Here is a 26291-nt window from a genome sequence, read left to right as displayed (position 1 = left end):
GGCCCTGCCACGTCGTTCTGGTCGATTGTTTACATGAGAGCCGGATGCGGGAGATCTGCATGTCCGGTTCGACGAGGGGCGAGTGAGTCGGCCTCTGGCTTCGCTCACTCGCCTACTCTACCGTCATCTGCGGCTAAAACTTTGTCAAGAAAACTAAAAGTTATGAGCTTGTTACACAAAGAGCACAAAGACGGGAGGTCATTCGTGATGTTCTTGTGCCTTTTGTGGCTATTCCCGTTCCCGTCAGTTACCCTCCATCACTAGAAAACTCAGGCTCGCGTTTCGCTCGACCTGAAGCACGATAGGCTGGCTGTGCTTCACGTTGTTGAGCTGCGTGCGTAGCTCTTCGACGGAAGACACGCTATGCCCATTCACGGCGTGAATCACGTCTCCCTGATGCAACTGATCGCCGAAGTACAGCGGCGGTCCGGCAAATGCGGCGACCAGTACACCCTTATCGATGCGGAGAGGCAGCAGATCGCGGATCTTGGCGTCGATGGTGACGCCCAGGATCGCGAGCGCCGTTATCAGATTCTTATCCGGGCTGACCAGGTCGGCAAAGCGCACCGGGTCATTCTGTTTTTCAGTTACCGTGACATCGATCGGCAGCTTCTTGCCGTCGCGCTGAACCTGCAGCGTGATCGTGTTTCCGATGACGAATTCATAAAGCATGAGCGAGAGATCCCGCACCGTGTGAAGAGGCATGTCGTTGATGCTCAAAATGACATCTCCGACGTGAACTTTTGCTTTATCCGCCGGTCCGTCCGGCAGAACGTCCTCGACCAGCACGCCATTGTCAGGATTGAGATTGAAAGCAATCGCCAGCGCCGGCGTTATGGTGCGCGCGTTTATGCCGAGTTGTCCCCGATGCACGTGCCCGTCACGTCTCAGAGATGTGTAGGCATAGCGCGCGACATTGCTCGGAATGGCGAAGCCGATCCCTTCACTGCCTCCGGATTGCGAAAAGATAAATGTATTGATGCCGATAACCCGGCCGTTCACGTCGACCAGCGGCCCGCCGCTGTTTCCCGGATTGATCGGTGTATCAGTCTGGATGAAAATTCGCGGATCGTCTTCGCTCAACTGTCTGGACACGGCGCTCACGACGCCCATGCTGACGGAGTTTTCCATGCCGAGAGGGCTGCCGAACGCGAGCACGATCTGCCCCTGCTTCACGTCCATCGAGCTGCCGAGCGGCAGAGGTTTCAGGCCCTGAGCGTCGACTTTCAGGAGCGCCAGGTCCAGGGCGCTGTCCATGCCGATCAGCTTCGCGTCGAACACGGAACTCTGCGCGCTGCGCTGTCCGTTCAGCTTTACCCGGATAGCGCGGGCGGTATCGACAACGTGGGCGTTCGTCATGATGTAACCGTCGTCACTGACGATGATTCCCGATCCCGTACTCCGCTGCCGCGCAAAAATGCTGACGCCGGCGTGCTGCTCGTCGCTGTCGATGCCATAGCCGCTCGCGGTTACCTGAACGACCGAGAGGGAAACCGACGCGCTGAGGTCGCGCAGTGAATCACTGAGCTCGGCGAGCGATTGGGCCGCCCTGCTGCGGCTCTGCGCTTCAAGCCGGCTTTCCGTTGTCATCGAGAAGACGATCGATGCCGCAACCAAGGCCATCAGGTGTTTCATATTCAACCTCGACCAGCGCGAATCCAGTTCGTCATACCGAGCATCCACACGAGCGTTTGACGAGTCAGTTTCCCGTTTGCCGTCTGGGATGTCAATGCTTGTTCGTCAAATCCACATACCGATATGCATATGCGCGAGGACAGTCACGGGAGCAGGCCGTGGAACCAGGCTTCGTGAAATCCGACAGGATCGGATTTGCGGCCCGCGGGAACGGCGCATTCGTAATGCGAAATGATGTGCCGGATGGGATGGCGCGAGGTGATGTCCTTGAGCAGTTCACGGAGAGCATGGAGCTGCGCTTCGGGATAGGGATCCAGGCCGTCATTCCGATTCACAAGCTCGATACCGATCGAGAAGTCATTCACATTGACGCGACCATCCGTCATGCGGGATTCTCCGGCGTGCCAGGCCCTGTTCTCTTCGGCCACATGTGACACGACGGTGCCGTCGCGGTCGATCGTGTAGTGCGCGGAGACCTGGTTTTGCGGATCCGCAAAGTGCCGGATGACTTCATCGAGCGTGTTCAGCACTGTCGCATGGATGACAACCGTATCCACTCGTGTGCCCTGTGGCCTCGAGTTGAAGTTAGACGAAGGATGGTGCCGGATGTTCAATCTTCAGTATTCCGAGTAGGCCTCATCCGGATAGCAGTACAGCCAGCGTTCCTTCGGCTCCGCGGACGCGATTACCGGATGGCTGCTGGCGTGGGCGTGTTTGCTGGCGTGCCGGTTCGGAGATGAGTCGCAACACAGCGTATCTCCGCACGTCTGGCAGGTGCGGAGATGCACCCATGCCGAGCCGGTCTTGATGCATTCCTGGCACTCGTGTTTCTTCGGATGCTTCACAGAACCGATCGATTCGATATGCGAACAAGTTTGTGCACTCATGGTGTCAGCCCTTCCGTTCGAGATTGGCGCGGTCCCATTTCCCGAGGTCTGCGCCTGCATCGTATGTCGTTGTCAGAAATGAAGTGAGATCCTTTTCCGGAGTGGCGCTGGTCCGAACTGCCTCATATGGCAGAAAGAATTCGGACATGTCTTTACCATAGAACCCTGCAGCAGGTTGCACCTTCGCTTCCTTGAATCCGGACGGTTCCGGAGCTGCATATGCGTAGAACGCAGGCTGGTTCGCTCCGCCACCCGGCCAGAATCCATGGCTGATGACTTCGTGTGAATACGACTCTTTGGTGATTGGATCGGCCCCCGGCCTCTCCGGCGCCCGCCGTCCTGAAAATCGCGTCGATGCGAGATCGAAGCTGCCCCAGAAGAAATGAACGGGACTCGATTTACCGAGGAACGCGCAGCGAAAGTCCTCGAATATGGGTTTGATGGTCGCAAGAATACGCCAGAAGGCATTTGCAGCTTGCGGGTCATAAGAATGGTGGATGGTGTCGGCATCGAAACGGATCGGTTCGGGAATTTCGACCGGCACCGGCCAGATGCGCGTTTCGAGGCCCATGTCTTTCAACGTGTTCATCACCAACTGATAGAACGCCGCCACGGTCCGCGGTTCAAGTGCGATGGAGCGGACGTCTCCGTCCGAGGTCTGAATGACGAGTTGGTGAGCCACAAAATCGAACGTGATCGTGAACAGGCGCTTTCCCTGTGTCAGCAGCGGAGTCGAAAGCCCACGCGGCGTGACCTGAAGAGCGACATTCCAGAAATGATTCATGTGGGGTGTCCGTGCAAGCGCGATCTTTCCGACAATTTGAGTCCACATATGCAGCGTCGCATACGTGTCGCGCCATGACTCGAGCGGCAGAGCCGGCCAGACATCCAGGTTTCTCATGGTGGAAAGAATGTTATCAGAACCGATTTCCACACATCCGGTGATTTGTTCTTTGGCCGATCGCGTTCAGTATGTCCGCGGTCCCGAAGTGTTCCTCCGGGTTTCTCAAGGTGGAAACACTGCTATCAGAGCTAATCCTACACATCCGGCAATTTGTGCCTTCCGACGGCAACCGTGTTCCTGCGGGTGGCAAACGGTTACCCCGGAGAACTACGGAATGCCCAGATTCCGATTGGCGGTAAATCTGCAATAGCAAACCGTCCAACGTTCCACCAATAGGAGGTTCCCTGCATGGCCTCGCTTTCGAAACCCTCGCCATCCGGCGTGAAGGAAGTGCACATCGTATGGCTGACGGCCGGCCTCAGTTGCGATGGTGACTCCGTTTCGGTAACTGCCGCAGAGCAGCCCTCGATCGAAGATGTGTTGCTCGGCAATATCCCCGGTCTGCCCAAAGTTCATCTCCACAATCCTGTCCTGGCCCGTGAAGTCGGCGACGAATTCATGAAGTATTTTTATATGGCCGAAGCCGGCCAACTGGATCCCTTTGTCCTGGTTGTGGAAGGCTCCATCCCCAATGAAGACATAAAGCAGGAAGGATACTGGGCGGCGCAAGGCACGGATCCCGAGACCGGACAGCCAATCCTGACGGTGGAATGGATCGACCGGCTCGCGCCCAAAGCGTGGGCTGTGGTTGGCGCCGGCACCTGCGCGACCTACGGCGGTATTCATGCCATGCAGGGGAATCCGACCGGATGCATGGGGCTTGCGGACTATCTCGGCTGGAATTGGAAATCGTGGGCCGGCCTTCCCATCGTGAATGTGCCGGGCTGTCCGGTGCAGCCCGACAACTTCATGGAAACCCTGACCTACCTCTTATATCAAGCCGCGGGGATGTCTCCGATGATCCCGCTTGACGACAAACTCCGTCCCACCTGGCTTTTCGGAAAAACCGTCCACGAAGGCTGCGATCGCGCGGGCTATTACGAACAGGCGAATTTCACGCACGAGTATGGGGAGTCGAAGTGCCTCGTGAAGATCGGCTGTTGGGGGCCCGTCGTCAATTGCAACGTCACCAAGCGCGGATGGATGCGCGGCATCGGAGGTTGTCCCAATGTCGGAGGGATCTGCATCGCCTGCACCATGCCGGGCTTCCCCGACAAGTTCATGCCTTTCATGGATGAGCCGCCGGGCGCGTCGTTCTCCTCCGCTACCGTCAGTGTCTATGGAAAGATGATCACCTCACTCCGGGAAATCACAAACCACACGGTTAACAAAGAGCCCAAATGGCGTCACCGCGGAACGCGTCTGACGTCGGGTTATGAACCGGAAACACAGGGCACAAGGAGGCCGGCATGACCACGATGATCACCACGAAGAAATCTGTCCTTCCTCCGACGGAAGGGCTCGTCGAGATGAACTGGGATCCGATCACACGGATTGTCGGGAGCCTCGGCATCTTCACCAAGATCGACTTCAAGAACAAACAGGTCGCGGAATGTTACAGCACGTCGTCCATCTTCCGGGGCTACAGCGTCTTCATGAAGAACAAGGATCCGCGTGATGCGCACTTCATCACCAGCCGCATCTGCGGTATCTGCGGCGACAATCATGCCACCTGCGCCGTTTATGCGCAGAACATGGCCTTCGGCGTCAAAACGCCGCCGCTCGGCGAATGGATCATCAATCTCGGTGAAGCCGCCGAGTACATGTTCGACCACAACATCTTCCAGGACAACCTGGTCGGCGTGGACTTCTGCGAACAGATGATCAAGGAAACCAACCCCGGCGTCTGGGATAAAGCGCAGCGGAGCGAAGCTCCGCATGCCAATATTCATGGCTATCGGACCATCGCGGACATCATGACGGCGCTGAACCCGTTCACCGGCGAGTTTTACCGCGAGACTCTGGTCGTCAGCCGCAACACACGCGAGATGTTCTGCTTGATGGAGGGCCGGCATGTTCATCCCTCCACCCTGTATCCAGGTGGCGTCGGTACCGCGGGCACGATCCAGGTCTTTACGGATTACCTGGTCCGGTTGATGAAGTACGTCGAGTTCATGAAGAAGGTGGTGCCGCTTCACGACGACCTGTTCGACTTCATGTACGAAGCTCTGCCGGGATACGAAAAGGTCGGTTTCCGGCGAACACTGCTCGGATGCTGGGGATCGTTCAATGATCCGGATGTGTGCGATTACAAGTACGAGAACATGGAAAAATGGGGCCGCGCGATGTATGTCACGCCCAGCGTCATCGTCGACGGGAAGGTTGTGACCAACAGCCTCGTCGACATCAATCTGGGCATCCGCATCCTGCTGGGCAGTTCCTTTTATGACGACTGGCAGAATTCCGGCGAAGTCTTCGTCGAAAGGGATCCGCTGGGAAATCCTGTCGACAAGCGGCATCCATGGAATCAAACCACGGTGCCCAAGCCACAGAAGCGCGACTTCACCGGCAAATACACGTGGGTTATGTCGCCGCGCTGGTACGACAAGAATACCGGTGAATATCTGGCGCTCGATACGGGCGGTGGTCCGATCGCAAGGCTGTGGGCGACGGCGTTGAACGGCATGGTCGATATCGGCTACATCAAGGCCACCGGCAACAGCGTGAGAATCAACTTGCCGAAGACAGCGCTGCTCCCCGAAACGGAGCTGGAATGGCGAATTCCACGCTGGAGCAACGCCATCGAACGCGACCGGGCGCGCACCTACTTCCAGGCTTATGCGGCTGCCGCTGCGCTTTACTTCTGCGAGCGCGCTTTGAACGAAGTGCGCGCCGGGCACAACAAGACGTGGGCGGAGTTCGAAGTGCCGGAAAATGCGATCGGCTGCGGTTTTCACGAGGCCGTTCGCGGCGTGCTTTCCCATCACGTCGTCATCCGGGAAGGCAAGATCGCGAACTACCATCCCTACCCGCCGACGCCGTGGAACGCCAGTCCGCGTGACGTCTACGGCACGGCCGGTCCCTATGAAGATGCCATTCAGAACACGCCGATCTTTGAAGAGAACGGACCGGACAAGTTCAAAGGCATCGACATCATGCGGGCCGTCCGCAGCTTCGATCCGTGTCTGCCGTGCGGCGTCCATATGTACGTCGGAGGCGGCAAGGTGCTGAAGACGTATCACTCGCCGATGTTCGGCGTGGGGAAATAATTCGATGAACGGCGAACTGAACGACCGTATCCGGAAAATCGATGAATTGATCGCACAGATCCAGGCGGCCCCCGACCCGCAGATTCGGGATGCGGCCCTGCAACTTGTTCAGATCCTGATGGATTTCCATGCCGCCGGCATCGATCGGATGATGGAACTCACATCGGACGCCGGCGACGCCGGCTGGCGGCTTATCGACCAGCTGGGCAGCGACGAGCTTGTCGCAAACATGCTCCTGCTGCACGGCCTCCATCCGCTGGATCTGGATACGCGAGTGCGGGACGCACTCGACCGGGTGCGTCCGGATCTTCAATCGCATGGCGGCGATGTCGAGTTGCTCGAAATCGCCGGCGGCATCGTGCGCTTGAATCTGCTCGGCAGTTGCGACGGCTGTCCTTCATCTGCCGTGACCCTCAAGACGGCAATTGAAAAAGCCATCTATGAAACCGCTCCAGACGTGATTTCCGTCGAGTGCGACACCGTGTCGCGGCTCGTCGGCATCCAAAACGCAATATAGGAGAGAACTATGGCCCGAGTTCCCGATTACCCGCTTCCGGAGCCCCGGAGGCGCAGACGAGAGACGACTTCGGTAATCAAGCCGGAAGGCAAGTTCATCCGGCCCCACAAAATCAGGATTACGACAGATCGTTCTCCGGAGAGCGTCACCAGCATTAATCCGGACGATATGAAGCCAATCCTCCCGGAAATGCCCTACATTCCTCCGGCATAAGACAATGAGCGCTCCAACACCGGCATTCGCAGAGGCCTGTGACTTCTGTCACGCGCATCTGGCCGAATTGCACCAGCACCTCCTGGATCAGGCGGGTCGAAAACTGGTGTGCGTATGTGATGCCTGCGCCATCCTGTTCAGCGATCCGAGTCAGAAATACCGGCGCGTCCCACGCCGTATCAAGTGCCTGCCCGAATTTCGCATGTCGGACGGGCAATGGGACGCGTTGATGATTCCTATCGGCATCGCCTTTGTGTTTCAGAACAGCACGGTGAACCGCGTCATGGCGCTCTATCCGAGTCCCGCAGGACCGGTGGAATCGCTGCTGACGCTGGCCTCCTGGGACGAGATTGTCCGCGACAATCCCGAGCTTCGAACGTTGCAGAGCGACGTGGAAGGTTTGCTGGTGTACCGGGTCGGTACGGCCAGGGAACAATTCATCGTCCCCATCGATGAATGCTTCAAGCTCATCGGTCTCATTCGAATCCACTGGAAGGGATTTTCCGGAGGCATGGAGATGTGGCGTGAAATCGGAAAGTTTCTGGAACACCTGAAGGAGCGAAGCACGAAATGACCACTCCCGACTTTACTTTTACAGTCGAGGGCGCCGAGGCTCTGGCATTCGCGGCGTCGCCTCAGATTGCGTTCAAACTGCGGGTGGTGAGCGACTCGCCCCAGCCGATTCACTCCATCATTCTCCGCTGCCAGATTCAGATCGATGCCGCCCGCCGAACCTACAGTGCCGCCGAACGGGCCCGGCTGACGGACCTGTTCGGGCAGCCGGCCCAGTGGGGCGAGACATTGCGCAGCATGCTCTGGACATCGCTGACCGTGGTCGTGCCTTCATTCGAAAGCAGCACGGTGACCGATCTGCCTGTGCCGTGCACATTTGATTTCAACATCGGCGCGACAAAGTATTTTGCCGCCATTGATGATGGAGAGCTGCCGGTTTCCTTCTATTTCAATGGCAGTGTCTTTTATGCGGGTGATGACGCCGGCCTGCAGGTGGCGCAGATTTCATGGGAAAAGGAGGCTTCTTATCGCATGCCCGCCGGCGTCTGGCGGCAAATGATGGATCTCTACTATCCCAATTCCGCATGGCTGTGCCTGCGGCGGGACGTGTTCGACCTTCTTTGTGCCTATAAAGTGCGGCATGGGATCCCGACCTTTGAAGAGACCCTGCTCCAGATGCTCGAAACAAAAGTCGAGGCGCGCACTGCATGAATGCCGCGCTCGTCGACAAAATCGTCAGCGCCGTTTTGTACGAAGGGTACATGTTGTATCCATATCGGCGCTCGTCTCTCAAGAATCAACATCGATGGAACTTCGGTCTCGTCTATCCCGAAGGCATGGAGCCGTCCTGCATGACGACGGAATGCCTCGTTCAAGGAGACGGTGAAACTGCAATCGCGGTTGAGGTGAGGTTCCTGCAACTATACGAACAAGGCGGCGAACAGGAAGCGGTTGAAAGAAGGGTTGCCCTGGCCGAGGCAGGCGCCCACGCATTTCAGTTCGAGAACCTTCAGGTCCAGGTTCACATTGCGCGTGAGGATATGCGGCCGGGACTGCAAAAACTTCGCGTGGATATACGCAATAACACGCCTCTCGACCAAGGTTGCAATCATCTGCTGCAGAGCTTGATTTCGACGCACACGATCCTGTCGTCGCAGAGCGGCCGCTTTATCTCGCTACTGGACCCGCCTGACGACTGCCGTGAGCTTGCCGCCGGCTGCCGGAATGCCGGCACGTGGCCGGTATTGGTCGGCAGGCCGCCGGAGCAGGACTGTGTTCTCTCGTCACCGATCATCCTCTATGACTATCCGAGCATTGCCGACGAGAGTCCGGGCGACCTGTTCGACGCGACGGAAATCGACGAAATACTGACGCTGAGGATTCTGGCGCTCAGCGATGCCGAAAAAGAAGAGGTGCGGCGGAGCGGTGAGCGCGAAAGGCGTTTGCTGGAACGAGCCGAATCTCTCACTTCTGAACAGCTGCTCAAGCTTCATGGAACAATGCGGGACATCCGCTCCGGGCTGAAGCCGGGCGATCGCGTGGTATTGCGCCCCAAACCCGGCGGCGACATTTTTGATGTCGTGCTGAAAGGGCGGGTCGCCATTGTGGAAGCCGTTGAGCAGGATTTCGAGAACCGTGTTCACGTCGCCGTCGTGATTGAAGATGATCCTGGAAAAGACCTGGGTTTGATGCGCCAGCCGGGCCATCGCTTCTTCTTTTCCGCGGATGAAGTGGAGTTGATCGCGTGAGCAGTATCCTCATCGCCGGCATCGGCAACATCTTCCTTGGCGATGATGGCTTCGGTTGTGAAGTCGCGCGGCGGCTTTCCGGACGCCGGATCGCAAAAGACGTGCGCGTACAAGACTTCGGAATTCGCGGTTTGGATCTGGCTTTCGCACTGATGGATAGCCACGACGCAACGATCCTCATCGATGCCATGCCTGGGGGCGGTGAGCCAGGAACTATTTATGTGCTTGAAACGGAATTGGATCAGATCAGCAGCGAGGCGGCTGTAGTGGAAGCGCACACCATGGATCCGATCCGTGTGTTGGCGCTTGCCCGCTCGATGGGCGCGGAGTTGAAAAGCGTCCTGATCGTCGGCTGCGAGCCGGAGACGTTCGGTCCCCCGGATGAAGGCCTGATGGGTTTGAGCGCGTGTGTCACGGAGGCCGTGGAGCGGGCAATTGAGGTGGTCGAATCACTGGTATTGAAACTCAGAGCTGTGGACGCAAAAGGAGTCACGACATGAAAACCTGGAAGATCATCGGCGGAGCGATTCTCGCGGCAATGGCAGTCGGCGCTGCGATGAACATGAAAGCGATCAGCCGCTATATCCGCATCAGCACGATGTAGCCGATGCATGAATTATCGATAGCCACAAGCATCGTCGAGATCGCTGAAGAAGAGCTGGCGCGCCACGGCGGCCGCAGGGTCTGCGCCATTCATATCCAACTCGGATTCCGCGCCGGCGTCGCCCGGGAAGCGCTGGATTTTTCATTCGGTATCGCGTGTGAGGGGACTGCCGCGGAAGGCTCGCGCCTGATCGTGGAGCCGGCAGAAGGGCAGGAACTCGACGTCATCCGCCTGGAGATTGAATGACAGCGAAACCCCGTATCGTCGAAGTCCGTGAAAAGGTTCTCAAGCAGAACGATCTGCTTGCCCGCGAATTACGCCGGCGATTTCAGGACGCCCGGGTTCGTGTTGTGAGCCTGGTATCGAGCCCCGGCTCCGGCAAGACCACATTGCTGGAAACAACCCTGGCCGCCTTGAGACCGGCCCTTCGCGTTGCCGCCCTGGTCGGCGACCTCGCCACGGAAAACGATGCGTTCCGGCTGAGGCGGAGCGGCGCGCCCGTTAAACAGATTACCACCGGGACCTTGTGTCATCTCGACGCGTCGATGGTATCGATGGGGTTGGAGGACTGGGATCTGAACCAGCTCGACGTCCTCTTTATAGAGAATGTCGGCAACCTGGTTTGCCCATCGAGTTACGACCTGGGTGAGGATTTGCGCGTCGTTTTGCTTTCAGCAACCGAAGGCGAAGACAAGCCGCTGAAGTATCCGACGATCTTTAATACCGCGGACGTCGCCGTTCTCACGAAAATCGATCTCGCTGAGGCTGCCGAGTTCGACCGCGAGGCGGCACACCGGAATATTCAACAGGTGCGCCCGGGAATGCAGGTTTTCGAAGTGTCGGCGAAGACCGGCTGCGGGATGAACAAGTGGCTGGAATCTCTGAGGAGTCATGTCTAATCTGATTCGAATTCGAATGATCATTCGCGGCGCCGTCCAGGGAGTCGGGTTCCGGCCATTCGTTTACCGGCTGGCGAAGGAACTCGGCGTGACCGGATGGGTATCGAATTCCAATGAAGGCGTCTGGATCGAAGCCGAAGGAGCCAAAGAGACCCTGGATGAATTCGTCATCCGGATCGATAAAGAGCATCCACGGCATGCTGCGATTCATGGCCTGGAGTACTCGTTCCTGGACGCGCTGGGATTTGCAGGTTTTGAGATCCGTCAGAGCAGTGCGGAAGGGGCAAGGGAGGCCGTCATCCTGCCCGACATCGGAACCTGCCCGGACTGCCTGCATGACATTCTCGATCCCGCGAACCGCAGATATCTTTATCCTTTCACGAACTGCACCAACTGCGGGCCCCGCTTCACGATCATCGAGCGTCTTCCCTACGATCGCGCGAATACGACCATGCGTGATTTTGTGATGTGCGCTCAATGCCGCGCCGAATACGAGGATCCATTTGACCGCCGGTTCCATGCCCAGCCGAACGCCTGCCCGCAATGCGGGCCGCAGCTCGAGTTATGGGATACGTCGGGATCGGTGATTGCAAAGACCACCAACGCTCTGTTGCAGGCTGCGGAGGCGCTGAAGCACGGGTTGGTTGTCGCTGTGAAGGGTCTCGGCGGTTACCACCTGATGGTCGATGCTTCGAATGATGAAGCCGTCGTCCGGCTTCGTGAGCTGAAACACCGCGAAGCGAAACCGCTCGCCGTCATGGCGCCTTCGCTGGAATCCGTTCGCGAGTTATGCGTGCTCGGCTCGCTGGAAGAGCGCCTTATCTCCGCGCCGGAGTCTCCGATCGTCCTGCTCTCGCGGCGGGAAGGCGCGGACATCGCTCCTTCAGTCGCGCCAGGTAACCCATACCTCGGTGTGATGCTGCCCTACACCCCTTTGCATCACATCCTGCTGCGCGAACTTCGCCGGCCGGTCGTTGCCACAAGCGGAAACCGGTCCGACGAACCGATCGCGATTGGTGAGTCCGACGCGTTACGCCGCCTGTCGGACATTGCCGATCTGTTCCTTGTCCATAACCGTCAGATTCGGCGCCACGCGGACGATTCGGTCGCACGCATTGTCCTGGGGCGGGAGCAGATTCTTCGGCGGGCGCGCGGCTATGCGCCGCTGCCGATTCGTCTCAAAGTGTCACATCCGGAGCTTTCGGTCCCCACGCTTGCTGTCGGCGGGTATATGAAGAACACCGTCGCCCTCACCATCGGTCCGAATGTTTTTATCAGCCAACATATTGGCGATCTTGAAACGAAGGAGGCATTCACCGAGTTCCGGCAAGTGATCGAGGACGTGCAGGGACTTTACGAAACGCGTCCGAACCGGATTGCAGGCGATATGCACCCGGATTATGCATCCAGCGCGTTCGGCGCGGACTTGGCGCAATCGCGATCGCTTCCATTCGTGGGTGTGCAGCACCACTGGGCGCACGTGCTCGCCTGTATGGCGGAGAATGCGGTGGAAAGCCCGGCGCTCGGTGTCGCGTGGGATGGAACCGGATATGGCCCGGACGGCTCTATCTGGGGAGGCGAGTTTCTCCTCTCTACTGAAAGTGGATTCAACCGCGTCGCCCATCTGAGATCTTTCCCGTTGCCGGGAGGCGATGCGGCGATCAGGAACCCGCAACACGCGGCCGCGGGTGTTTTATACGAGATCTTCGCATCCGCATCGTTTACCGGCGATGAGGCGCCGCTGTTGCGTCAGATGCTGGAAAAGGAAGTACGCACGCCGCGCACCTCCAGCGCCGGCAGGCTCTTCGATGCGGTGGCCGCGATTACGGGATTCCGCGACCGTCTCGGCTTCGAAGGACAGGCCGCGATGGAGCTGGAATTCGCTGCGGCGGACACGACGGACTCCTACGATTACGGAATTCAGGGTGGCGGCCCCTACGTCATCGATTGGGAGCCGATGATTCGCCAGATCCTGAATGACTCCAGGAGCGGGGCTCCACGCGGAATCATTTCGGCGAAATTTCACAACGCGCTCGCGGCCGCTATCGTGGATATCGCCGGGCGCGTCGGCGAGCCGCGCGTCGTGCTTACCGGCGGATGTTTTCAAAACAGATACCTGACGGAACGTACGGTTCAAGGGCTGACGTCAGCGGGCTTCTGTCCGTACTGGCATCAGCGTGTTCCGCCCAATGACGGAGGCCTCGCGCTGGGGCAGGCCGTCGCCGCGCACCTCATGTTGCAACAGGAGAAAGCATGTGCCTTGCAATTCCAGGAAAAGTAATCGAGACGCTTGAGTCGGACGGCCTGAAAGTGGCGAAGGTCAGCTTCGGCGGCATGGTGAAGCAGGTGTGTCTCGAATATACGCCGGACGCTGTTCCCGGCGACTACGTCCTCGTGCACGTCGGATTTGCGCTGAGCCGGATCGACCAGGAAGAAGCGGAACGCACGTACAAACTCCTTGAGGAACTTGGGCAACTGACGGAACTGGACTCATGAAATACGTTGATGAATATCGCCAGGAAGCGCTTGCGCGCAAGCTCTCGGATGAAATCGGGAAAACGGTCACGCGTCCGTGGGTGTTGATGGAAATCTGCGGCGGCCAGACGCACAGCATCGTCAAATACGGAGTTGACTACCTGCTGCCGAAGGCTGTTGAGCTGGTGCACGGCCCGGGATGTCCCGTATGCGTGACGTCACTGGAGATGATCGACAAGGCGCACTGCATTGCGGTACGTCCGGACGTCATCTTCTGTTCGTTCGGCGACATGTTGCGCGTTCCAGGCTCCGAGGTGGACCTGCTGATCGTCAAATCCCGGGGCGCGGACATCCGGATTGTGTATTCGCCGCTGGATTGCCTGAAAATCGCGAAGGCGAATCCGGGAAAGAAAGTTGTCTTCTTCGGAATCGGCTTCGAAACCACGGCGCCTGCCAATGCGATGGCCGTCTGGCAGGCGAAGAAAGAAGGTATCCGGAACTTCTCGCTGCTGGTCTCGCATGTTCTTGTTCCCCCCGTGATGACCGCAATCCTTCAATCTCCACTCAATCGAGTCCAGGCATTCCTTGGTCCGGGTCACGTCTGCGCAGTGATGGGGTACCGCGAATACGAACCCATCAGCAGGCGGTATAAGATTCCGATCGTCATCACCGGATTCGAACCGGCTGATCTGCTCGACGGCATTCTCAAAACCGTCAGCCAACTCGAGGCTGGACACGCTGAAGTCGAAAACCAATACAGCCGGGTCATTACTCGCGATGGAAATATTCCGGCTCAAAAGCTGATTAACAGAGTCTTTGAAGTCTGCGACCGGAAATGGCGGGGCGTCGGATCGATACCGAAGAGCGGATACAAGTTGCAGTACGACTTTCGCGATCACGACGCCGAGCGCATTTTCGAAGTTGAAGAAATCGATACGCAGGAATCGCCGTTGTGCATCAGCGGCCTCGTCCTGAAGGGCGTCAAAAAGCCGCATGAGTGCCCCGCCTTTGGAAAGGAATGCACGCCCGAGCATCCACTCGGCGCGACGATGGTCTCTTCCGAAGGCGCCTGCGCCGCATACCATGCATACCGGCGGCATGGAATCGGAGTGACCGCATGACGGCTCAGGAAGCGATTCTGCGGAAGGTTCGAGAAAGCTCCGATGTGAAAAAACAGTTTTTCGAAACCAGTGCTGCTCAGATTGCTCAAATGTGCGAGGCGATGGCTCAGCGCTTCCGCAAGGGAAACAAGTTGTTTGTCATGGGCAATGGCGGCAGCGCCTGCGACGCCCTTCACATCGCTGTCGAATTCAAGCATCCGATTATCGAAAAGAGACGCGCGCTTCCGGCCGAGGCGTTGATGGCCGATATAGCAACGGTCTCCGCCATCAGCAACGATCTCGACTTCTCGCGCGTGTTCGTCAATCAACTTCGTCTTTCGGCGCAGCCCGGCGATATGGCGCTCGCGATCAGCACCAGCGGTAAATCGCCCAACCTGATTTATGCACTCGAAGCCGCGCGCGAGCGCGGCCTGATGACTATTGCGTTTTCAGGCAAAGACGGCGGACGGCTGGAGGGTTTGGCGGAATATTGCTTCACGGTGCCGTCGTTCAGCATTCATCGCATTCAGGAAGTGCATGCCATGTTGATCCATGTCATGTGGGACATGATTCATGTCGCGCTCGGCGAGGAGGATGTGATTTGAGCCAGATCTTTGGCGCTTGTCCGGCGCCCATTCTTGATCACAAGACAATCGTTCTGGGACACGGCAGCGGCGGCAAACTCACCCACCAGCTCATCCAGAAGATGATCCTGCCGCTGTTCAGCAATCCCGCTCTGGAAGCTCAGCACGACGGTGCGGTGCTTCCGATCGGAGGAACGCGTATCGCGTTCAGCGCGGATTCCTACGTCGTGAATCCGCTCTTTTTCCCGGGCGGAAATATCGGGGATCTCGCCGTCAACGGCACGGTTAACGATCTTTCCATGTGCGGCGCGCGGCCGCAGTATCTCTCCGCCTCGTTCATTATCGAAGAGGGGCTGGCCATGGAGGAGTTCTGGCGGATCCTCTGTTCCATGAAAGACGCGGCAGATGCTGCAGGTGTATCGCTGGTCACGGGAGACACCAAGGTTATCGATCGAGGCAAAGGCGACAAGATCTTCATCAACACCTCCGGCGTTGGAACGATCCCGGACGGAGTCACAATCGATCCGGCTCTGGCTAGACCCGGAGATGCCATTATTGTCAGCGGTCCTATCGCGTCTCATGGGATGGCGATCATGTCGGTCCGGGAAGGGCTCGAATTCGAGACGCCGATCGAAAGCGATACGGCGGCGCTGAACGGCCTCGTCGAGGCGATCCTGAAAGCGAGCAGCGCCATTCATGTTCTGCGAGATCCGACGCGTGGCGGTGTGGCGAGCGTCTTGAATGAGATCGCCGAAATATCCCGCCAGGGTATTCTCATTCATGAGTCCTCGATACCTGTTCGCAGTGAGGTGCAGGGCGCCTGCGAAATTCTCGGCCTCGATCCGCTGTACGTCGCGAACGAGGGAAGGCTGCTCGCTTTTGTTTCTTCCGATGAGGCGGAACGGGTGCTGGCTGCGATGCGAGCACAAGTCTGTGGCCGGGAGTCCGCAATTATCGGCCAGGTCGTTGCGGATCATTGCGGCCTGGTTGTCATGAAAACACGAGTCGGCGGAAGCCGCATCGTCGATATGTTGTCTGGAGAGCAACTGCCCAGGATCTGTTGATGAGCGACATCTTCAATCTTCGGTTGCCGCGGCTGGGATTTATCCTTTTCACGTGAAAAATCCAGGGGACTCCGAACGTCTTACGGCGCACGAAATCTTCGAATTGACCCTCCACCATGCACGCGATGAAGTGGCGCGGCCGTGGACCGCTCTCTCGATCTCCGGAATCGGCGGCGGGATCACGATGGGCCTCACCGGACTTTCAGTGGGTCTCGTGACGTGGCTGCTCGGCGACATGCCGCTGACGCGGCTCATCACCGCCGCGGTCTACCCGATAGGATTCCTTGCAGTCATCATCGGCAGGGCGCAGCTGTTTACCGAGAACACCCTTTATCCTGTTGTTCTCGTTCTCACGGAAAAGCGATATCTGCTGGCGACTTTACGGCTATGGGCTGCCGTTTACGCCGGGAACTGGCTGGGCTCACTGTTGTTTGCGGCGCTGGCCGTCAAGACAAGCGCACTGAATCCAGGCGTGCGCGCCACGCTCATCGACCTGGGCACAAGGGCGGTCCAATATCCATTTGTTACTGTGTTCTGGAGCGGCGTGGTCGCCGGCTGGCTATTGGCGTTGGTTGCATGGCTCGTCACGGGCAGCCACTGGACCACGGGCCAAGCCTTGATGACTTGGACGATGACATTTGTATTAGGGTTAGGAAAATTCGATCATTGTGTGGCGAATAGCGGGGAAATCCTTTCCGCGGTCCTCTCCGGCACCGTATCCTCGGCTACCTATACTTACTGGCTTGTTGCGGCCACGGTGGGCAATATCGCCGGCGGCGTGATCATGGTCAGCCTTCTGAACTATGGCCAGGTGCGCATCGGCGCCTCATCCACCGAATCCGGTTCGGACTTACGCCGAGCCGGCTGAAAATCTCACCAATCGCAGACTTTTTCGTCTGATTTCACTGTGCGTTCAAAATTGTGTTAAGTCGAGAGGACAGAAAATCATGAATCGGATAGCCAGATATCCCCTGTGGATTGTTGCATTAGTTATGCTGGGCATTGGATCCATTGCCGGCGGTGCTTTTGTCGGCAGTTCGGCGATGCTGGCGGGCCATGCCCCTGCAGCTGCCGTCGCGGCAGCCGCCCCGGTCAGCGAGCCGGCAGCAATGCCGACCACGTTTGCTCCCGTCGTCAAGAGTGTGCTCCCCGCAGTTGTCAATATTTCGTCAACAAAGGTTATAAAGACCTCCGCCGAAGAGGGCGAAGAGAACCCATTTGAGGGTAGTCCATTCGGTAATTTAGTTCCGGGACTCCGCATGCCCGATCGTCCGCAGGTAGAGCGCGGCGAAGGGTCCGGCGTCATCATCAGCCCGGACGGCTACATCGTTACCAACAATCACGTGGTTGACGGAACCAAGGAAGTCACCATCACCATGTCAGATAGGCGCGAAATGAAAGCGCGGGTGATCGGCACGGATGCCAAGACCGACGTCGCCCTGCTGAAGGTCGATGCTTCGAATTTGCCTTATGCGCATCTCGGCAATTCCAGCTCGATGGAGGTTGGAGACATTGCCCTCGCAATGGGAAATCCCTTCGGTCTCGGCCAGACCGTCACCATGGGAATTATCAGCGCGACAGGCCGTGGCGGACTGGGTATTGAAGACTATGAAGACTTCATCCAGACCGACGCCTCCATCAATCCCGGTAATTCCGGCGGCGCGCTCGTCAACACGAAAGGCGAAGTGATCGGTATCAATACGGCGATCCTGTCGCGCAGCGGCGGCAACCAGGGCGTCGGATTTGCGATTCCGATCGATATGGTGCGCCAGATCACGACGCAGCTTAAAGATAAGGGAACCGTGACACGCGCCAGGCTCGGCGTGTACATCCAGGATTTGACGCCCCAGCTGGCTTCAGCACTTGGAGTGAAAGCGACTCGCGGCGCGGTTGTCGGCGATGTCGCCAAGGATGGTCCCGCGGCGAATACAGGCCTGGAGAAAGAGGATGTCATCGTGGCGCTGAACGGCAAGGAAGTCGACGGCCGTTCGCTTCGCCTGGATGTCGGCTCAATGACGCCGGGAACCACTGTGGATCTCAAGGTCCTGCGCGGACCGACCGAGCACCACATCTCGGTCAAGCTCGACGCGATGCCGGCCGATTCTCAGAAAGGATAAGCAGGAAAATTAGCCACAAAAGGCACCAAGGGGTTCCCCTTTGTGCCTTTTGTGGCTAATCCGTGTTCTTTATAGCGGCCACCGGCGGTCTCGAGGCCACATACGCCGCGATGGCGACCATATCTTCCTTCGTGAGATTCATCATCACCAGCTTCATCAATTGAGCCGCTTCGCTGTTTCGTGTTCCCTGTTGAATATCCCACATCTGGCGCACCATGTAGCTCGGCGAGCGCCCGGCGATCGGAGGAATATCGGCCACTCCCATCAGGTCCGTACCATGGCATGTAATGCACGGCGTGGTCTTGCCGCGGATGAATTCGTTGCCGACGACTCTGGCGCCGCCCGTGGTGACGAGATCCTTGCCCCTGGCGAGACTGCCCGGCGGAACGTAGGCGACAAATCCGGAGTGGGGATTGCGATAGGTTTCCGCCTGTTCTTCATTCTCCGGCATTTCAATGATGCGGCCCGCGATGGGCTCGCTTTTGGTTTGTTCGAGCGGCAGGAAGAGGTTTCCGGAAATGCGCGTCCTGGGCACCAGATCGGATTCGACGATGCGAACCCACGGCGTCCACTTCTGAGAGCCGAAGTATTGGGCGGCCGCCTGAAGCTCGTCGTCGCTCAGCGACTTGGCGAGTTCGATCATCGTATTCGTATTCGGCTTTCTCGGATCGGCGCTGTGGCGCTTGCCGCTTCGAAAATCCTGAATCTGTTTCATGAAATACGAAACAGGAAGTCCGCCGACTCCGGCGTTCTCCGGCCGGCCCTTTCCATTCGGCAGATGACACGAGGCGCATCCGCGCGCCTTGTCGCCTAAAGCCGCCGGTCCGTGCTGAACGACTTTCGGCATCGGCGGATGGTCGCCCGGAAACCAGTCGATGACGTTTTGGCCGTCGCGCACATCGACGAGGGAGTAGGTGGCGCTGCTGCCTTCAACATGTCTGGAGCGGGTCTGCTCGGTCTGATCTTCGTTCGCCCGCAGATTGCGGTTCGGCGGCGCCTGCGGTTTGGCGGTTTCGCCGGGCAGGCGGACCGTATCGAATCCGTAAGCCCACAGCGGCTCCGATGCGAAGTCGACCGGAGCGCTTGCCGGTTCGGCCGGTTTCGGCTGTTCCGAAGGCTTCGCATTCTGCGTGACTTGCGGCGGCGCGAGCCGATGGACATCGTAATATCGCGTGGCGGCGACTCCCAGAGCGAAACACGTGATTCCCACGATAAGCGACCGGAGGTTTTGCATGGCCGGTATTATAGGTCCGCCTTTGGTAAAATCTCACTTTACGGCAAAAAACTGGAGGTATCGTGCGTGGCTTCAATGGGAAATGGTTCGCGATCGGATGTGTCGTTTTAACAGTTATGGGTTGTACTCGAACGCCGCCGGAACGAAAACTTGAATACCCGGCATCGAAGACTGGGGATGTCGTCGACGACTATCACGGCACGAAAGTCGCAGATCCCTACCGGTGGATGGAGGATCTCGATTCAAAAGGCGTTGCGGACTGGGTTGCCTCGCAGAACAAGCTGACCTTCTCCGAGCTCGGAACTCTGCCGATGCGTGACCATTTCAAGCAGCGGATCACGCAGCTCTGGGACTATCCAAAGACGGGTATTCCGCGGCGCGAAGGCGGCCGCTACTTCTACCTGAAAAACAGCGGGCTTCAAAAGCAGGCCCCGATGTATGTCCGCGCGAACCTGGATGCCCCGCCGTCGCTGGTGCTCGATCCGAATGTCCTTTCTCCGGACGGCACGCTTTCGCTGGCCGACTGGAGCCCGTCGCCGGATGGAAAGTGGCTCGCGTACGGTGTGTCCGAAGGCGGCGCCGACTGGGAAACGTTGAAGGTGCGGGAAGTCGATACCCAGAAAGATCTGTCCGACGACGTGAAGTGGATGCGATTCTCCAACATCTCGTGGACTCACGATTCGAAAGGCTTCTTCTATTCACGCTATCCCGAGCCGCCGAAGGGCAAGGTGCTCGAAGCCGCATTATCCGGACAGGCGATCTACTACCACCGCGCGGGAACGCCGCAGTCGGAAGACAAGTTGATCTACGACCGTAAGGATCTTCCGACCTGGTTCCTGACCGCCACCGTCACCGAGGATGGCAAGTACCTGCTCGTTTTCATGTCGAAAGGTTCCGATAACAACAATCGTCTGTACTATTCCGATCTCGGCGATCCGATGAAGCCCAATGTGCCGGCGCCGGTCAAACCGCTCATTGAAGATGACGATGCCGAGTTTGGCGCTTTCGCCAATGTCGGCCCCTTGTTGTACCTGCGTTCGGACCGTCAGGCTCCGAACCGGAAGGTCATTGCGGTGGATGTTCGCGATCCGAAGCCCTCATCCTGGAAAACGATCGTTCCGGAAGGGAAGCAGGCTATCGAAGGCGTCACCATGATTGGCGGCCGCATTGTGGTGCAGTACCTGGCGGATGTGCGCAGCCGCCTGTCCCTGTTCGGCACGAACGGCGCAGCGCAGGGCGATATCGAGCTGCCGGGCACCGGCACCGTCGCAGGAATGGGCGGCCGCGAAGACGCCCCCGAGATCTTTTTCGCTTTCAGCTCACCGTTGTTTCCAACCACGGTGTTCGCCTACGACCCCGCTTCGAAAATGCGCAAGCCCTTCGAGGCGCCGTCGTCTCCAATCGATACAAACCAATTTGAAACGAAGCTGCTCTTCGCAACCTCGAAAGACGGCACCAAGGTGCCGTTCTTTGTGACTGCTCGAAGGGGCATCGCGCTGGATGGGAGTCATCCGACGATGCTTTATGGATACGGCGGATTTTCGATCAGTGTTCTGCCCACGTACCGGCCGGATGTTCCTGCCTGGCTCGAGATGTCCGGCATCTGGGTGACCGCCAACATGCGCGGCGGCGCCGAATACGGTGAGGCGTGGCATAAGGCCGGCAATCTTGAACGCAAGCAAAACGTGTTCGACGACTTCATCGCCGTGGCCGAGGAACTCATCAAGCAAAAGTACACGTCGCCGGGGAAGCTGGGCATCATGGGCGGATCCAATGGCGGTCTGCTTGTGGGAGCAGTCGAAGAGCAACGGCCGGATCTATTCGGCGTCGCGTTGCCGGCGGTCGGTGTCATGGACATGCTGCGCTACGACAAATTTACCGGCGGCAGCGCCTGGGCGACGGAATATGGCACGTCTTCCGATACCAAACAGTTTGCGGTACTGATCAAGTATTCGCCCTTGCACAACGTGAAGAAAGGCGTCTGTTATCCGCCGACGCTGGTAACCACAGCGGATCACGACGATCGCGTTGTCCCAAGTCACTCGTTTAAATTCACCGCCGCCATGCAGGCCGCGCAAGGATGCAACAATCCCATACTGATTCGGGTGGAAACGGAAGGCTCACACGGCTATCGTCCGACGGATAAAAGGATTGCAGAAATGGCGGATGAGTGGGCCTTTGCCGCGGCCCACACCGGCATGACGCTGTAGTACTCGTGAGCGACCCCCCTGCCGTGCAGGGGGGTCGCTCACACACCATTTGTCGGCCTATTTCTTTGCGATCTGGCCGAGATCTCCCAACAGCTTATCGGTTGTGATCAACGAATTGTTCGTACTCTTCCAGATGACCTTTCCGCTCTCGTCGACCAGAAAGTAGTACCGTTTTGCGGAGTTACCGTTGGCCGCAACAGCGTCGTACTTCTGCGCAATCGCCAGGCTGCGATCACTGACGAAGGTATTCTTCGCGCCGACCGTCTCCTTGAACTTATTCTGCGCGCCAGGAAGATCCGCCGAGATACCGATCATCTCGATATTCATGGCGTTCATCTGATCCTGGTATTTGCCGGCTTCCGTGAACTCGGTGGTGCAGCCCGGCGTGAAAGCGCCCGGGAAGAACATCACCAGAACCTTCTTCTTGCCTTGAAAATCCTTCAGGTTCGAAGGCGGCGCGCCGCGCTGGGCTGCCGGAATTGCAAACTCTGGCGCTGCATCTCCGACCTTCGGAGAGTTGTCGACTCCACCCGTGGTGAGCTGTCCGAATGCCGGTACGGACAGCGCCGCGGCCAATACTGCTATTCCGATGAATAGTTTTGTTTTCATTGATTCTCCTCGCATAGGGAATGCCTGTTATTTCGACATGTACTGCTTGAGCGATTCGGCTGTCGGCTTCATCGCCTTCTCGCCTTTTTTCCAGTTTGCCGGACACACTTCGCCGTGTTGTTCGCTGAAATCGATGGCGTCGACGACGCGCAGGACCTCCTCGACATTTCTGCCAAGATCCAGGTGGTTGATCGTCGAGTGCTTCAGAATCCCGTCCTTATTAATAATGAACAGGCCGCGCAGCGCAATGCCGTCGGGCAGCAGAACGCCGTAATCGGCTGCGACTTTCTTGCTGAGATCCGAAAGGAGCGGGAAGTTGACGCCCTTGATTCCGCCTTCCTTGCGGTCCAGATGCGCCCAGGCGGAATGCGTGAATTTCGAGTCGACCGACACGCCAACCACTTCGGTGTTGCGCTTTTTGAAATCGTCGAGCTGGTCTGTGAAGGCCTGGATCTCGGTCGGGCACACGAATGTGAAATCAAGAGGATAGAAGAACAGAACGAGTTTTTTGCCTTTGTAATCCGACAGCGAAATTTTCTTGAACTCGCCGTTTACATAAGCATCGCCCGAAAAATCAGGCGCAGGCGCACTAACGAAAGCGGACATACTTGCCTCCTTTTAATGATGCGAAATTAAATAGTAATGTTTTTCGGCCGCAGATTGAACGGATTTAAGTCAGTCGAGAAAGTGGCCTTCCTTCAAGCGCGACGGAACGTACTGTTCGGTGACATAGCTGATATCTTTGCTGATGAGCGCTTCGACTTCCAGTTTGAAACCGTTTTTCAGCATCTGATCGATTTCTTTCTGCCACGGAGCCTTCTTTGCAAACCACGGATATTGCGCGATTTGCTTTGCCCGTTTGATGTCCTGATCGTTGAGCCGGATCTGCACGCTCGGGCTCAGCTTGCAGCGGTCGTAATCCACGCTTCGCAGGCCGAGGAAGCGGGCTTCGGGGATCGCCATCCGGCGTGACTCGTAGGCGAGGTTGATCGAGCCCTGCTTGATAACGCTGTAGATGTAGTATCCCCATGGATCGTTATCGAGCAGGCAATAAACCGGAAGTTCCAGTTCATAGTGAAGCCGGTGCAGCATTCGCCGGACGCCCCGGGGAGGCTGGCCTCCGCCGTGGATCAGAATGCAGTTATAGATTTTCCAGAATTTGTCCTCGTTGAAGCGCCGCCATACCGTGTCCTTTTCGACGTGGAGGACAAACTTGGCGGTGCTCTTTTTGAACTGAACGATATCCTGCTCGACGATCGACGGAACGCTGTAGCCGCCCGATCCCATGCGCGAGCAATCGATTTCGTCTCCGCTGTCCACCAGCGTGATCGGACCGACCATGGCGCCGGCGTTCTTGGCATAAAGATGGAGCTCTTCGCGCATGGCGTCGAGTGAGACTTCGATATCTTCGATGATGGGGTCGCATTCGCTCTGCGTGTCGAAAGTTTCTTCGCTGGTGCCTTCGATCGTATGTTTCAGCAGATAGAAGAGACCGCGGATGCTGGTTGTCTTTCCCTGGTCGATAAGCTGTTTACAGCCGGATCCGACCAGCAGCGTCTGCATGTAGCTTCGGGCCTGAGCGAGATTGAACAACTCCCGGCGATTCGTCCCGGTTCCCATCTCGATGATGCGCTTCGACTGGTTGAACTTGACGTTCGACAACGATCGCGACGGGATATCCACATACGGGGCGCGGCCGCGGTCGGCAGAGTGGACCACGCCGTCCGCCAGATTGCGGATCGATCCGAGGGTTTTTTTGTCTTTGGTAGTGGTACTAGCCTTGGTCGGTTTCGCCTGTTTCTTCGCCATGTTCCGTTTCTGCACTGATGATTAAAACGTTGTCTCCGAGATCTTCTTCGATGGTCTTGCCGCGGTCGTCCAACACGGTGTCGGCGACAGCCGTCTTTTTCCTGGCGACTTCGACCAGGCGGGTGAAAAGGTCCTTTTTCCCGCTGTCACCCAATCCCTTGATCATGCCGACGGCGGAGGCCACCTCGCCGAGATACCGCAGGAAGATCTCGCGCCGCTCACCTTCCTGCTTCACCTTCTTGCGGCGGTTCAGATAAACGGCGAGCTTTCGTCCGACCGCCTGAAGGCCGAGGCGCAGCTCCTTCATGATTTCCGGATAGGAGGCGATCGCTTCCTTCGACTCGCTCGTGAACGGAACCCATACGCTGGCCATATGGACCATCACCGTGATCGGGCCGACCGGAAGCTGGCCGCGCGCCTGCGACAGGCCGTAGGAGCGCCAGTTATTTCCAATGACTGACTGGGTGATGGCGCACGCCGCCGGCTGAAATTGCAAGGGGACGCGATTCGCGTAGCGCAGCACCTGCATGGTCTGACCTTCGGTCAGATTCACATTCTTCATGGCATCGTGCAACTGGGTGGCTTCCTGTTTGGACAATTTCGCGGGCGCCTGCCGCGTGCCGAGCTTTGCCTGCGACAGGATTTTTTCGGCGCCTGCCGCGCCGATACCGTCGAATGTCGTGATTAGAAATTGCCTCAGGGAACGCGCGTCGCTCGCTTCGAGGAGTTCGCTCAGCGCGTCGAGCGTGACTTTTTGAGTCGGGCTGGCGCCGCCGAAAGCAAGTCCGACTTCGATGGCGAAAGGATTTCCGCGATAAACGGCCGGCGGCCGCGTCGCCGCGCAGTAGAATTCGCCCGGGAGTTGATGATGGAGGCCCTTGAGAACCAGAGCTTCTCCGATCGGCGAAATGCAGTCCGTGGACGGGGCGCTGATCCTGGTGACCTGGATGGCCTGGTACAGCGCGTCGGCTTCCTGGCGTCCGATCCGTTTCGGGTGCGAGCGCGTACTGATCTTCGCCGCCTTGCAGATGTTCTGCGCGACGGCGTTGGTGACGCGCGAGAACGACGTCGTCAGGAACTGGGCCATCGTCGTGGCCGGGGTATCTTTCAGCATCGTTACCAGCTGACCCAGTTCGATGCCGTAGGGATGCGGCTTGATCTCGACGGGTTCGCGGGGAATCTCTGTTGTCGATCGCGTATAGGTTGTTTCGTTGCCTTCCGGATCGATGTAGTGAATCGTGACGTGCGGATTCGCGATCGCGGTCAGCTCGAGGTATTCGTCGACGCTGCCGCGGCCGCGCACGTGCCGGCCTTCGAGTTCGATCGTCACCCGGGTGCCGCTGCGTAATTCCGGAACCCACTCGATTCCATGCTCCGCTATGTGTTTCTGTCCTTTTTCTCCCGAAGGGATTTCTTCGCCTTCTCCCTTGCCGTTAATGATTTCGGGCTGGTTGCGCTTGGTGTCGATTTGAATCTCGAAATAATGCGCCGGCTTCCTCGCCGATGTCATCGAGAGGATCTTCACGGGCTTACCCGTCGTCAGCATGCCATACATTCCGGCGGCGCTGATGCCGATGCCTTGCTGTCCGCGACTCATCCGCAGGCGATGGAATTTCGACCCGTAGAGCAGTTTCCCGAAGATGAGCGGGATCTGTTTCTTGACGATGCCCGGCCCATTGTCCTGCACGCCGACCTTGAAACGGTTCGTTCCTGCCGGCTCCATATGAACCCAGATTTCCGGCACGATGCCCGCTTCTTCGCACGCGTCCAGGGAGTTGTCGACGGCCTCTTTGACCGCCGTCAGCAGGGCTTTGCGAGGGTTATCGAATCCCAGCAGGTGACGATTCTTTGCAAAGAACTCGCTGACGGAGATGTCGCGCTGCTTTGCCGCCATACTCTCGGCGGTAACCCGCCGCCGCGGTCGTTGGTCTTCAGTATCCATAACTCCTGGAATCCACTTTGGTGTTTATGACGGACAACTGTGGTCCTCCATTCAGCATAACGTCGTAAAACGCTGACA

The 26291-nt window shown here is 57.9% G+C and carries 27 protein-coding genes; 18 read left to right on the top strand and 9 right to left on the bottom strand.

The window, feature by feature from the left end:
• Positions 1–243 precede the first annotated feature (243 nt).
• From VGK48_06780 to VGK48_06765, 4 genes are all read right to left on the bottom strand, one after another.
• A complete protein-coding gene (locus VGK48_06780; protein HEY2380874.1) occupies positions 244–1635 on the bottom strand; it encodes a trypsin-like peptidase domain-containing protein in 1392 nt (463 codons plus the stop codon).
• Between the two features lie 143 nt (positions 1636–1778).
• Positions 1779–2249 carry an N-acetylmuramoyl-L-alanine amidase gene (locus VGK48_06775; protein HEY2380873.1) on the bottom strand — a complete coding sequence of 157 codons (471 nt, stop codon included), beginning with the start codon at positions 2247–2249 and terminating at the stop codon, positions 1779–1781.
• A 3-nt stretch (positions 2250–2252) separates the two neighbouring features.
• A complete protein-coding gene (locus tag VGK48_06770) occupies positions 2253–2522 on the bottom strand; it encodes a UBP-type zinc finger domain-containing protein (GenBank protein ID HEY2380872.1) in 270 nt (89 codons plus the stop codon).
• Between the two features lie 4 nt (positions 2523–2526).
• Positions 2527–3423: a DUF5996 family protein gene (locus tag VGK48_06765; GenBank protein ID HEY2380871.1), complete on the bottom strand. Its 897-nt coding sequence runs from the start codon at positions 3421–3423 to the stop codon at positions 2527–2529.
• Between the two features lie 291 nt (positions 3424–3714).
• Between VGK48_06765 and VGK48_06760 the strand changes: the two genes are divergently transcribed.
• From VGK48_06760 to VGK48_06680, 17 genes are all read left to right on the top strand, one after another.
• Positions 3715–4779 carry a hydrogenase expression protein HypE gene (locus tag VGK48_06760; GenBank protein HEY2380870.1) on the top strand — a complete coding sequence of 355 codons (1065 nt, stop codon included), beginning with the start codon at positions 3715–3717 and terminating at the stop codon, positions 4777–4779.
• Complete coding sequence (locus VGK48_06755; protein ID HEY2380869.1) at positions 4776–6575, top strand: nickel-dependent hydrogenase large subunit; 1800 nt, start codon at positions 4776–4778, stop codon at positions 6573–6575. Before VGK48_06760 ends, VGK48_06755 begins: the two co-directional genes overlap by 4 nt.
• 4 nt (positions 6576–6579) lie before the next feature.
• Positions 6580–7092: a NifU family protein gene (locus VGK48_06750; GenBank protein HEY2380868.1), complete on the top strand. Its 513-nt coding sequence runs from the start codon at positions 6580–6582 to the stop codon at positions 7090–7092.
• Between the two features lie 9 nt (positions 7093–7101).
• Positions 7102–7305 (top strand): hypothetical protein, encoded by a 204-nt coding sequence (locus VGK48_06745; protein ID HEY2380867.1) that lies wholly within the window; start codon positions 7102–7104, stop codon positions 7303–7305.
• A gap of 4 nt (positions 7306–7309) precedes the next feature.
• Positions 7310–7879: a DUF5947 family protein gene (locus VGK48_06740; GenBank protein ID HEY2380866.1), complete on the top strand. Its 570-nt coding sequence runs from the start codon at positions 7310–7312 to the stop codon at positions 7877–7879.
• Complete coding sequence (locus VGK48_06735) at positions 7876–8529, top strand: DUF6084 family protein (protein ID HEY2380865.1); 654 nt, start codon at positions 7876–7878, stop codon at positions 8527–8529. Before VGK48_06740 ends, VGK48_06735 begins: the two co-directional genes overlap by 4 nt.
• On the top strand, positions 8526–9566 hold the full coding sequence (locus VGK48_06730) for a hypothetical protein (GenBank protein ID HEY2380864.1): 1041 nt from the start codon (positions 8526–8528) through the stop codon (positions 9564–9566). The genes VGK48_06735 and VGK48_06730 overlap by 4 nt, the downstream gene beginning before the upstream one ends.
• A complete protein-coding gene (locus VGK48_06725; protein HEY2380863.1) occupies positions 9563–10066 on the top strand; it encodes a hydrogenase maturation protease in 504 nt (167 codons plus the stop codon). Before VGK48_06730 ends, VGK48_06725 begins: the two co-directional genes overlap by 4 nt.
• Positions 10067–10173: 107 nt before the next feature.
• Positions 10174–10416 carry a hydrogenase maturation nickel metallochaperone HypA gene (locus VGK48_06720; protein ID HEY2380862.1) on the top strand — a complete coding sequence of 81 codons (243 nt, stop codon included), beginning with the start codon at positions 10174–10176 and terminating at the stop codon, positions 10414–10416.
• Positions 10413–11069 (top strand): hydrogenase nickel incorporation protein HypB, encoded by a 657-nt coding sequence (gene hypB / locus VGK48_06715; protein HEY2380861.1) that lies wholly within the window; start codon positions 10413–10415, stop codon positions 11067–11069. The genes VGK48_06720 and hypB overlap by 4 nt, the downstream gene beginning before the upstream one ends.
• Complete coding sequence (hypF, locus tag VGK48_06710) at positions 11062–13350, top strand: carbamoyltransferase HypF (GenBank protein HEY2380860.1); 2289 nt, start codon at positions 11062–11064, stop codon at positions 13348–13350. The genes hypB and hypF overlap by 8 nt, the downstream gene beginning before the upstream one ends.
• A complete protein-coding gene (locus VGK48_06705; protein HEY2380859.1) occupies positions 13323–13565 on the top strand; it encodes a HypC/HybG/HupF family hydrogenase formation chaperone in 243 nt (80 codons plus the stop codon). Before hypF ends, VGK48_06705 begins: the two co-directional genes overlap by 28 nt.
• On the top strand, positions 13562–14665 hold the full coding sequence (hypD, locus tag VGK48_06700; GenBank protein ID HEY2380858.1) for a hydrogenase formation protein HypD: 1104 nt from the start codon (positions 13562–13564) through the stop codon (positions 14663–14665). Before VGK48_06705 ends, hypD begins: the two co-directional genes overlap by 4 nt.
• Positions 14662–15249 (top strand): SIS domain-containing protein, encoded by a 588-nt coding sequence (locus VGK48_06695; GenBank protein HEY2380857.1) that lies wholly within the window; start codon positions 14662–14664, stop codon positions 15247–15249. The genes hypD and VGK48_06695 overlap by 4 nt, the downstream gene beginning before the upstream one ends.
• Positions 15246–16292, top strand: a complete 1047-nt coding sequence (hypE, locus tag VGK48_06690) for a hydrogenase expression/formation protein HypE (GenBank protein HEY2380856.1) — start codon at positions 15246–15248, stop codon at positions 16290–16292. The genes VGK48_06695 and hypE overlap by 4 nt, the downstream gene beginning before the upstream one ends.
• 52 nt (positions 16293–16344) lie before the next feature.
• A complete protein-coding gene (locus VGK48_06685) occupies positions 16345–17160 on the top strand; it encodes a formate/nitrite transporter family protein (GenBank protein HEY2380855.1) in 816 nt (271 codons plus the stop codon).
• A gap of 79 nt (positions 17161–17239) precedes the next feature.
• Positions 17240–18409, top strand: a complete 1170-nt coding sequence (locus VGK48_06680) for a Do family serine endopeptidase (GenBank protein HEY2380854.1) — start codon at positions 17240–17242, stop codon at positions 18407–18409.
• A 55-nt stretch (positions 18410–18464) separates the two neighbouring features.
• On the opposite strand, the gene VGK48_06675 is transcribed toward VGK48_06680, so the two are convergent.
• Positions 18465–19643: a c-type cytochrome gene (locus VGK48_06675; protein HEY2380853.1), complete on the bottom strand. Its 1179-nt coding sequence runs from the start codon at positions 19641–19643 to the stop codon at positions 18465–18467.
• A gap of 116 nt (positions 19644–19759) precedes the next feature.
• Between VGK48_06675 and VGK48_06670 the strand changes: the two genes are divergently transcribed.
• Positions 19760–21853: a prolyl oligopeptidase family serine peptidase gene (locus VGK48_06670; protein ID HEY2380852.1), complete on the top strand. Its 2094-nt coding sequence runs from the start codon at positions 19760–19762 to the stop codon at positions 21851–21853.
• Between the two features lie 57 nt (positions 21854–21910).
• On the opposite strand, the gene VGK48_06665 is transcribed toward VGK48_06670, so the two are convergent.
• From VGK48_06665 to VGK48_06650, 4 genes are all read right to left on the bottom strand, one after another.
• The gene (locus tag VGK48_06665) at positions 21911–22462 is read right to left on the bottom strand and encodes a redoxin domain-containing protein (protein ID HEY2380851.1); all 552 of its coding nucleotides are present in this window, start codon (positions 22460–22462) and stop codon (positions 21911–21913) included.
• A gap of 27 nt (positions 22463–22489) precedes the next feature.
• Complete coding sequence (locus VGK48_06660; protein HEY2380850.1) at positions 22490–23068, bottom strand: peroxiredoxin; 579 nt, start codon at positions 23066–23068, stop codon at positions 22490–22492.
• A 69-nt stretch (positions 23069–23137) separates the two neighbouring features.
• Complete coding sequence (locus tag VGK48_06655; protein ID HEY2380849.1) at positions 23138–24271, bottom strand: DNA topoisomerase IV subunit A; 1134 nt, start codon at positions 24269–24271, stop codon at positions 23138–23140.
• Positions 24237–26213 (bottom strand): DNA topoisomerase VI subunit B, encoded by a 1977-nt coding sequence (locus tag VGK48_06650; GenBank protein HEY2380848.1) that lies wholly within the window; start codon positions 26211–26213, stop codon positions 24237–24239. Before VGK48_06650 ends, VGK48_06655 begins: the two co-directional genes overlap by 35 nt.
• Between the last annotated feature and the right edge of the window lie 78 nt (positions 26214–26291).

The sequence above is a fragment of the Terriglobia bacterium genome, from assembly GCA_036496425.1.
Lineage (GTDB): Bacteria > Acidobacteriota > Terriglobia > 20CM-2-55-15 > 20CM-2-55-15 > 20CM-2-55-15.
The sequence above is the reverse complement of the archived record's forward strand: the minus strand, read 5'-3'. Positions and strand labels throughout refer to the sequence as shown.

What these genes read in the sequence shown, in the direction of transcription:
- VGK48_06765 (HEY2380871.1), bottom strand. Translation starts at nt 3,423, where the DNA reads ATGAGAAACCTGGATGTCTGGCCGGCTCTGCCGCTCGAGTCATGGCGC.
- VGK48_06750 (HEY2380868.1), top strand. Translation starts at nt 6,580, where the DNA reads ATGAACGGCGAACTGAACGACCGTATCCGGAAAATCGATGAATTGATC.
- VGK48_06695 (HEY2380857.1), top strand. Translation starts at nt 14,662, where the DNA reads ATGACGGCTCAGGAAGCGATTCTGCGGAAGGTTCGAGAAAGCTCCGAT.
- VGK48_06670 (HEY2380852.1), top strand. Translation starts at nt 19,760, where the DNA reads ATGGGTTGTACTCGAACGCCGCCGGAACGAAAACTTGAATACCCGGCA.
- VGK48_06705 (HEY2380859.1), top strand. Translation starts at nt 13,323, where the DNA reads ATGTGCCTTGCAATTCCAGGAAAAGTAATCGAGACGCTTGAGTCGGAC.
- VGK48_06730 (HEY2380864.1), top strand. Translation starts at nt 8,526, where the DNA reads ATGAATGCCGCGCTCGTCGACAAAATCGTCAGCGCCGTTTTGTACGAA.
- hypF (HEY2380860.1), top strand. Translation starts at nt 11,062, where the DNA reads ATGTCTAATCTGATTCGAATTCGAATGATCATTCGCGGCGCCGTCCAG.
- hypB (HEY2380861.1), top strand. Translation starts at nt 10,413, where the DNA reads ATGACAGCGAAACCCCGTATCGTCGAAGTCCGTGAAAAGGTTCTCAAG.
- VGK48_06745 (HEY2380867.1), top strand. Translation starts at nt 7,102, where the DNA reads ATGGCCCGAGTTCCCGATTACCCGCTTCCGGAGCCCCGGAGGCGCAGA.
- VGK48_06665 (HEY2380851.1), bottom strand. Translation starts at nt 22,462, where the DNA reads ATGAAAACAAAACTATTCATCGGAATAGCAGTATTGGCCGCGGCGCTG.
- VGK48_06760 (HEY2380870.1), top strand. Translation starts at nt 3,715, where the DNA reads ATGGCCTCGCTTTCGAAACCCTCGCCATCCGGCGTGAAGGAAGTGCAC.
- VGK48_06755 (HEY2380869.1), top strand. Translation starts at nt 4,776, where the DNA reads ATGACCACGATGATCACCACGAAGAAATCTGTCCTTCCTCCGACGGAA.
- VGK48_06680 (HEY2380854.1), top strand. Translation starts at nt 17,240, where the DNA reads ATGAATCGGATAGCCAGATATCCCCTGTGGATTGTTGCATTAGTTATG.
- VGK48_06660 (HEY2380850.1), bottom strand. Translation starts at nt 23,068, where the DNA reads ATGTCCGCTTTCGTTAGTGCGCCTGCGCCTGATTTTTCGGGCGATGCT.
- hypD (HEY2380858.1), top strand. Translation starts at nt 13,562, where the DNA reads ATGAAATACGTTGATGAATATCGCCAGGAAGCGCTTGCGCGCAAGCTC.
- VGK48_06740 (HEY2380866.1), top strand. Translation starts at nt 7,310, where the DNA reads ATGAGCGCTCCAACACCGGCATTCGCAGAGGCCTGTGACTTCTGTCAC.
- VGK48_06650 (HEY2380848.1), bottom strand. Translation starts at nt 26,213, where the DNA reads ATGGATACTGAAGACCAACGACCGCGGCGGCGGGTTACCGCCGAGAGT.
- VGK48_06675 (HEY2380853.1), bottom strand. Translation starts at nt 19,643, where the DNA reads ATGCAAAACCTCCGGTCGCTTATCGTGGGAATCACGTGTTTCGCTCTG.
- VGK48_06770 (HEY2380872.1), bottom strand. Translation starts at nt 2,522, where the DNA reads ATGAGTGCACAAACTTGTTCGCATATCGAATCGATCGGTTCTGTGAAG.
- VGK48_06655 (HEY2380849.1), bottom strand. Translation starts at nt 24,271, where the DNA reads ATGGCGAAGAAACAGGCGAAACCGACCAAGGCTAGTACCACTACCAAA.
- VGK48_06780 (HEY2380874.1), bottom strand. Translation starts at nt 1,635, where the DNA reads ATGAAACACCTGATGGCCTTGGTTGCGGCATCGATCGTCTTCTCGATG.
- VGK48_06735 (HEY2380865.1), top strand. Translation starts at nt 7,876, where the DNA reads ATGACCACTCCCGACTTTACTTTTACAGTCGAGGGCGCCGAGGCTCTG.
- VGK48_06720 (HEY2380862.1), top strand. Translation starts at nt 10,174, where the DNA reads ATGCATGAATTATCGATAGCCACAAGCATCGTCGAGATCGCTGAAGAA.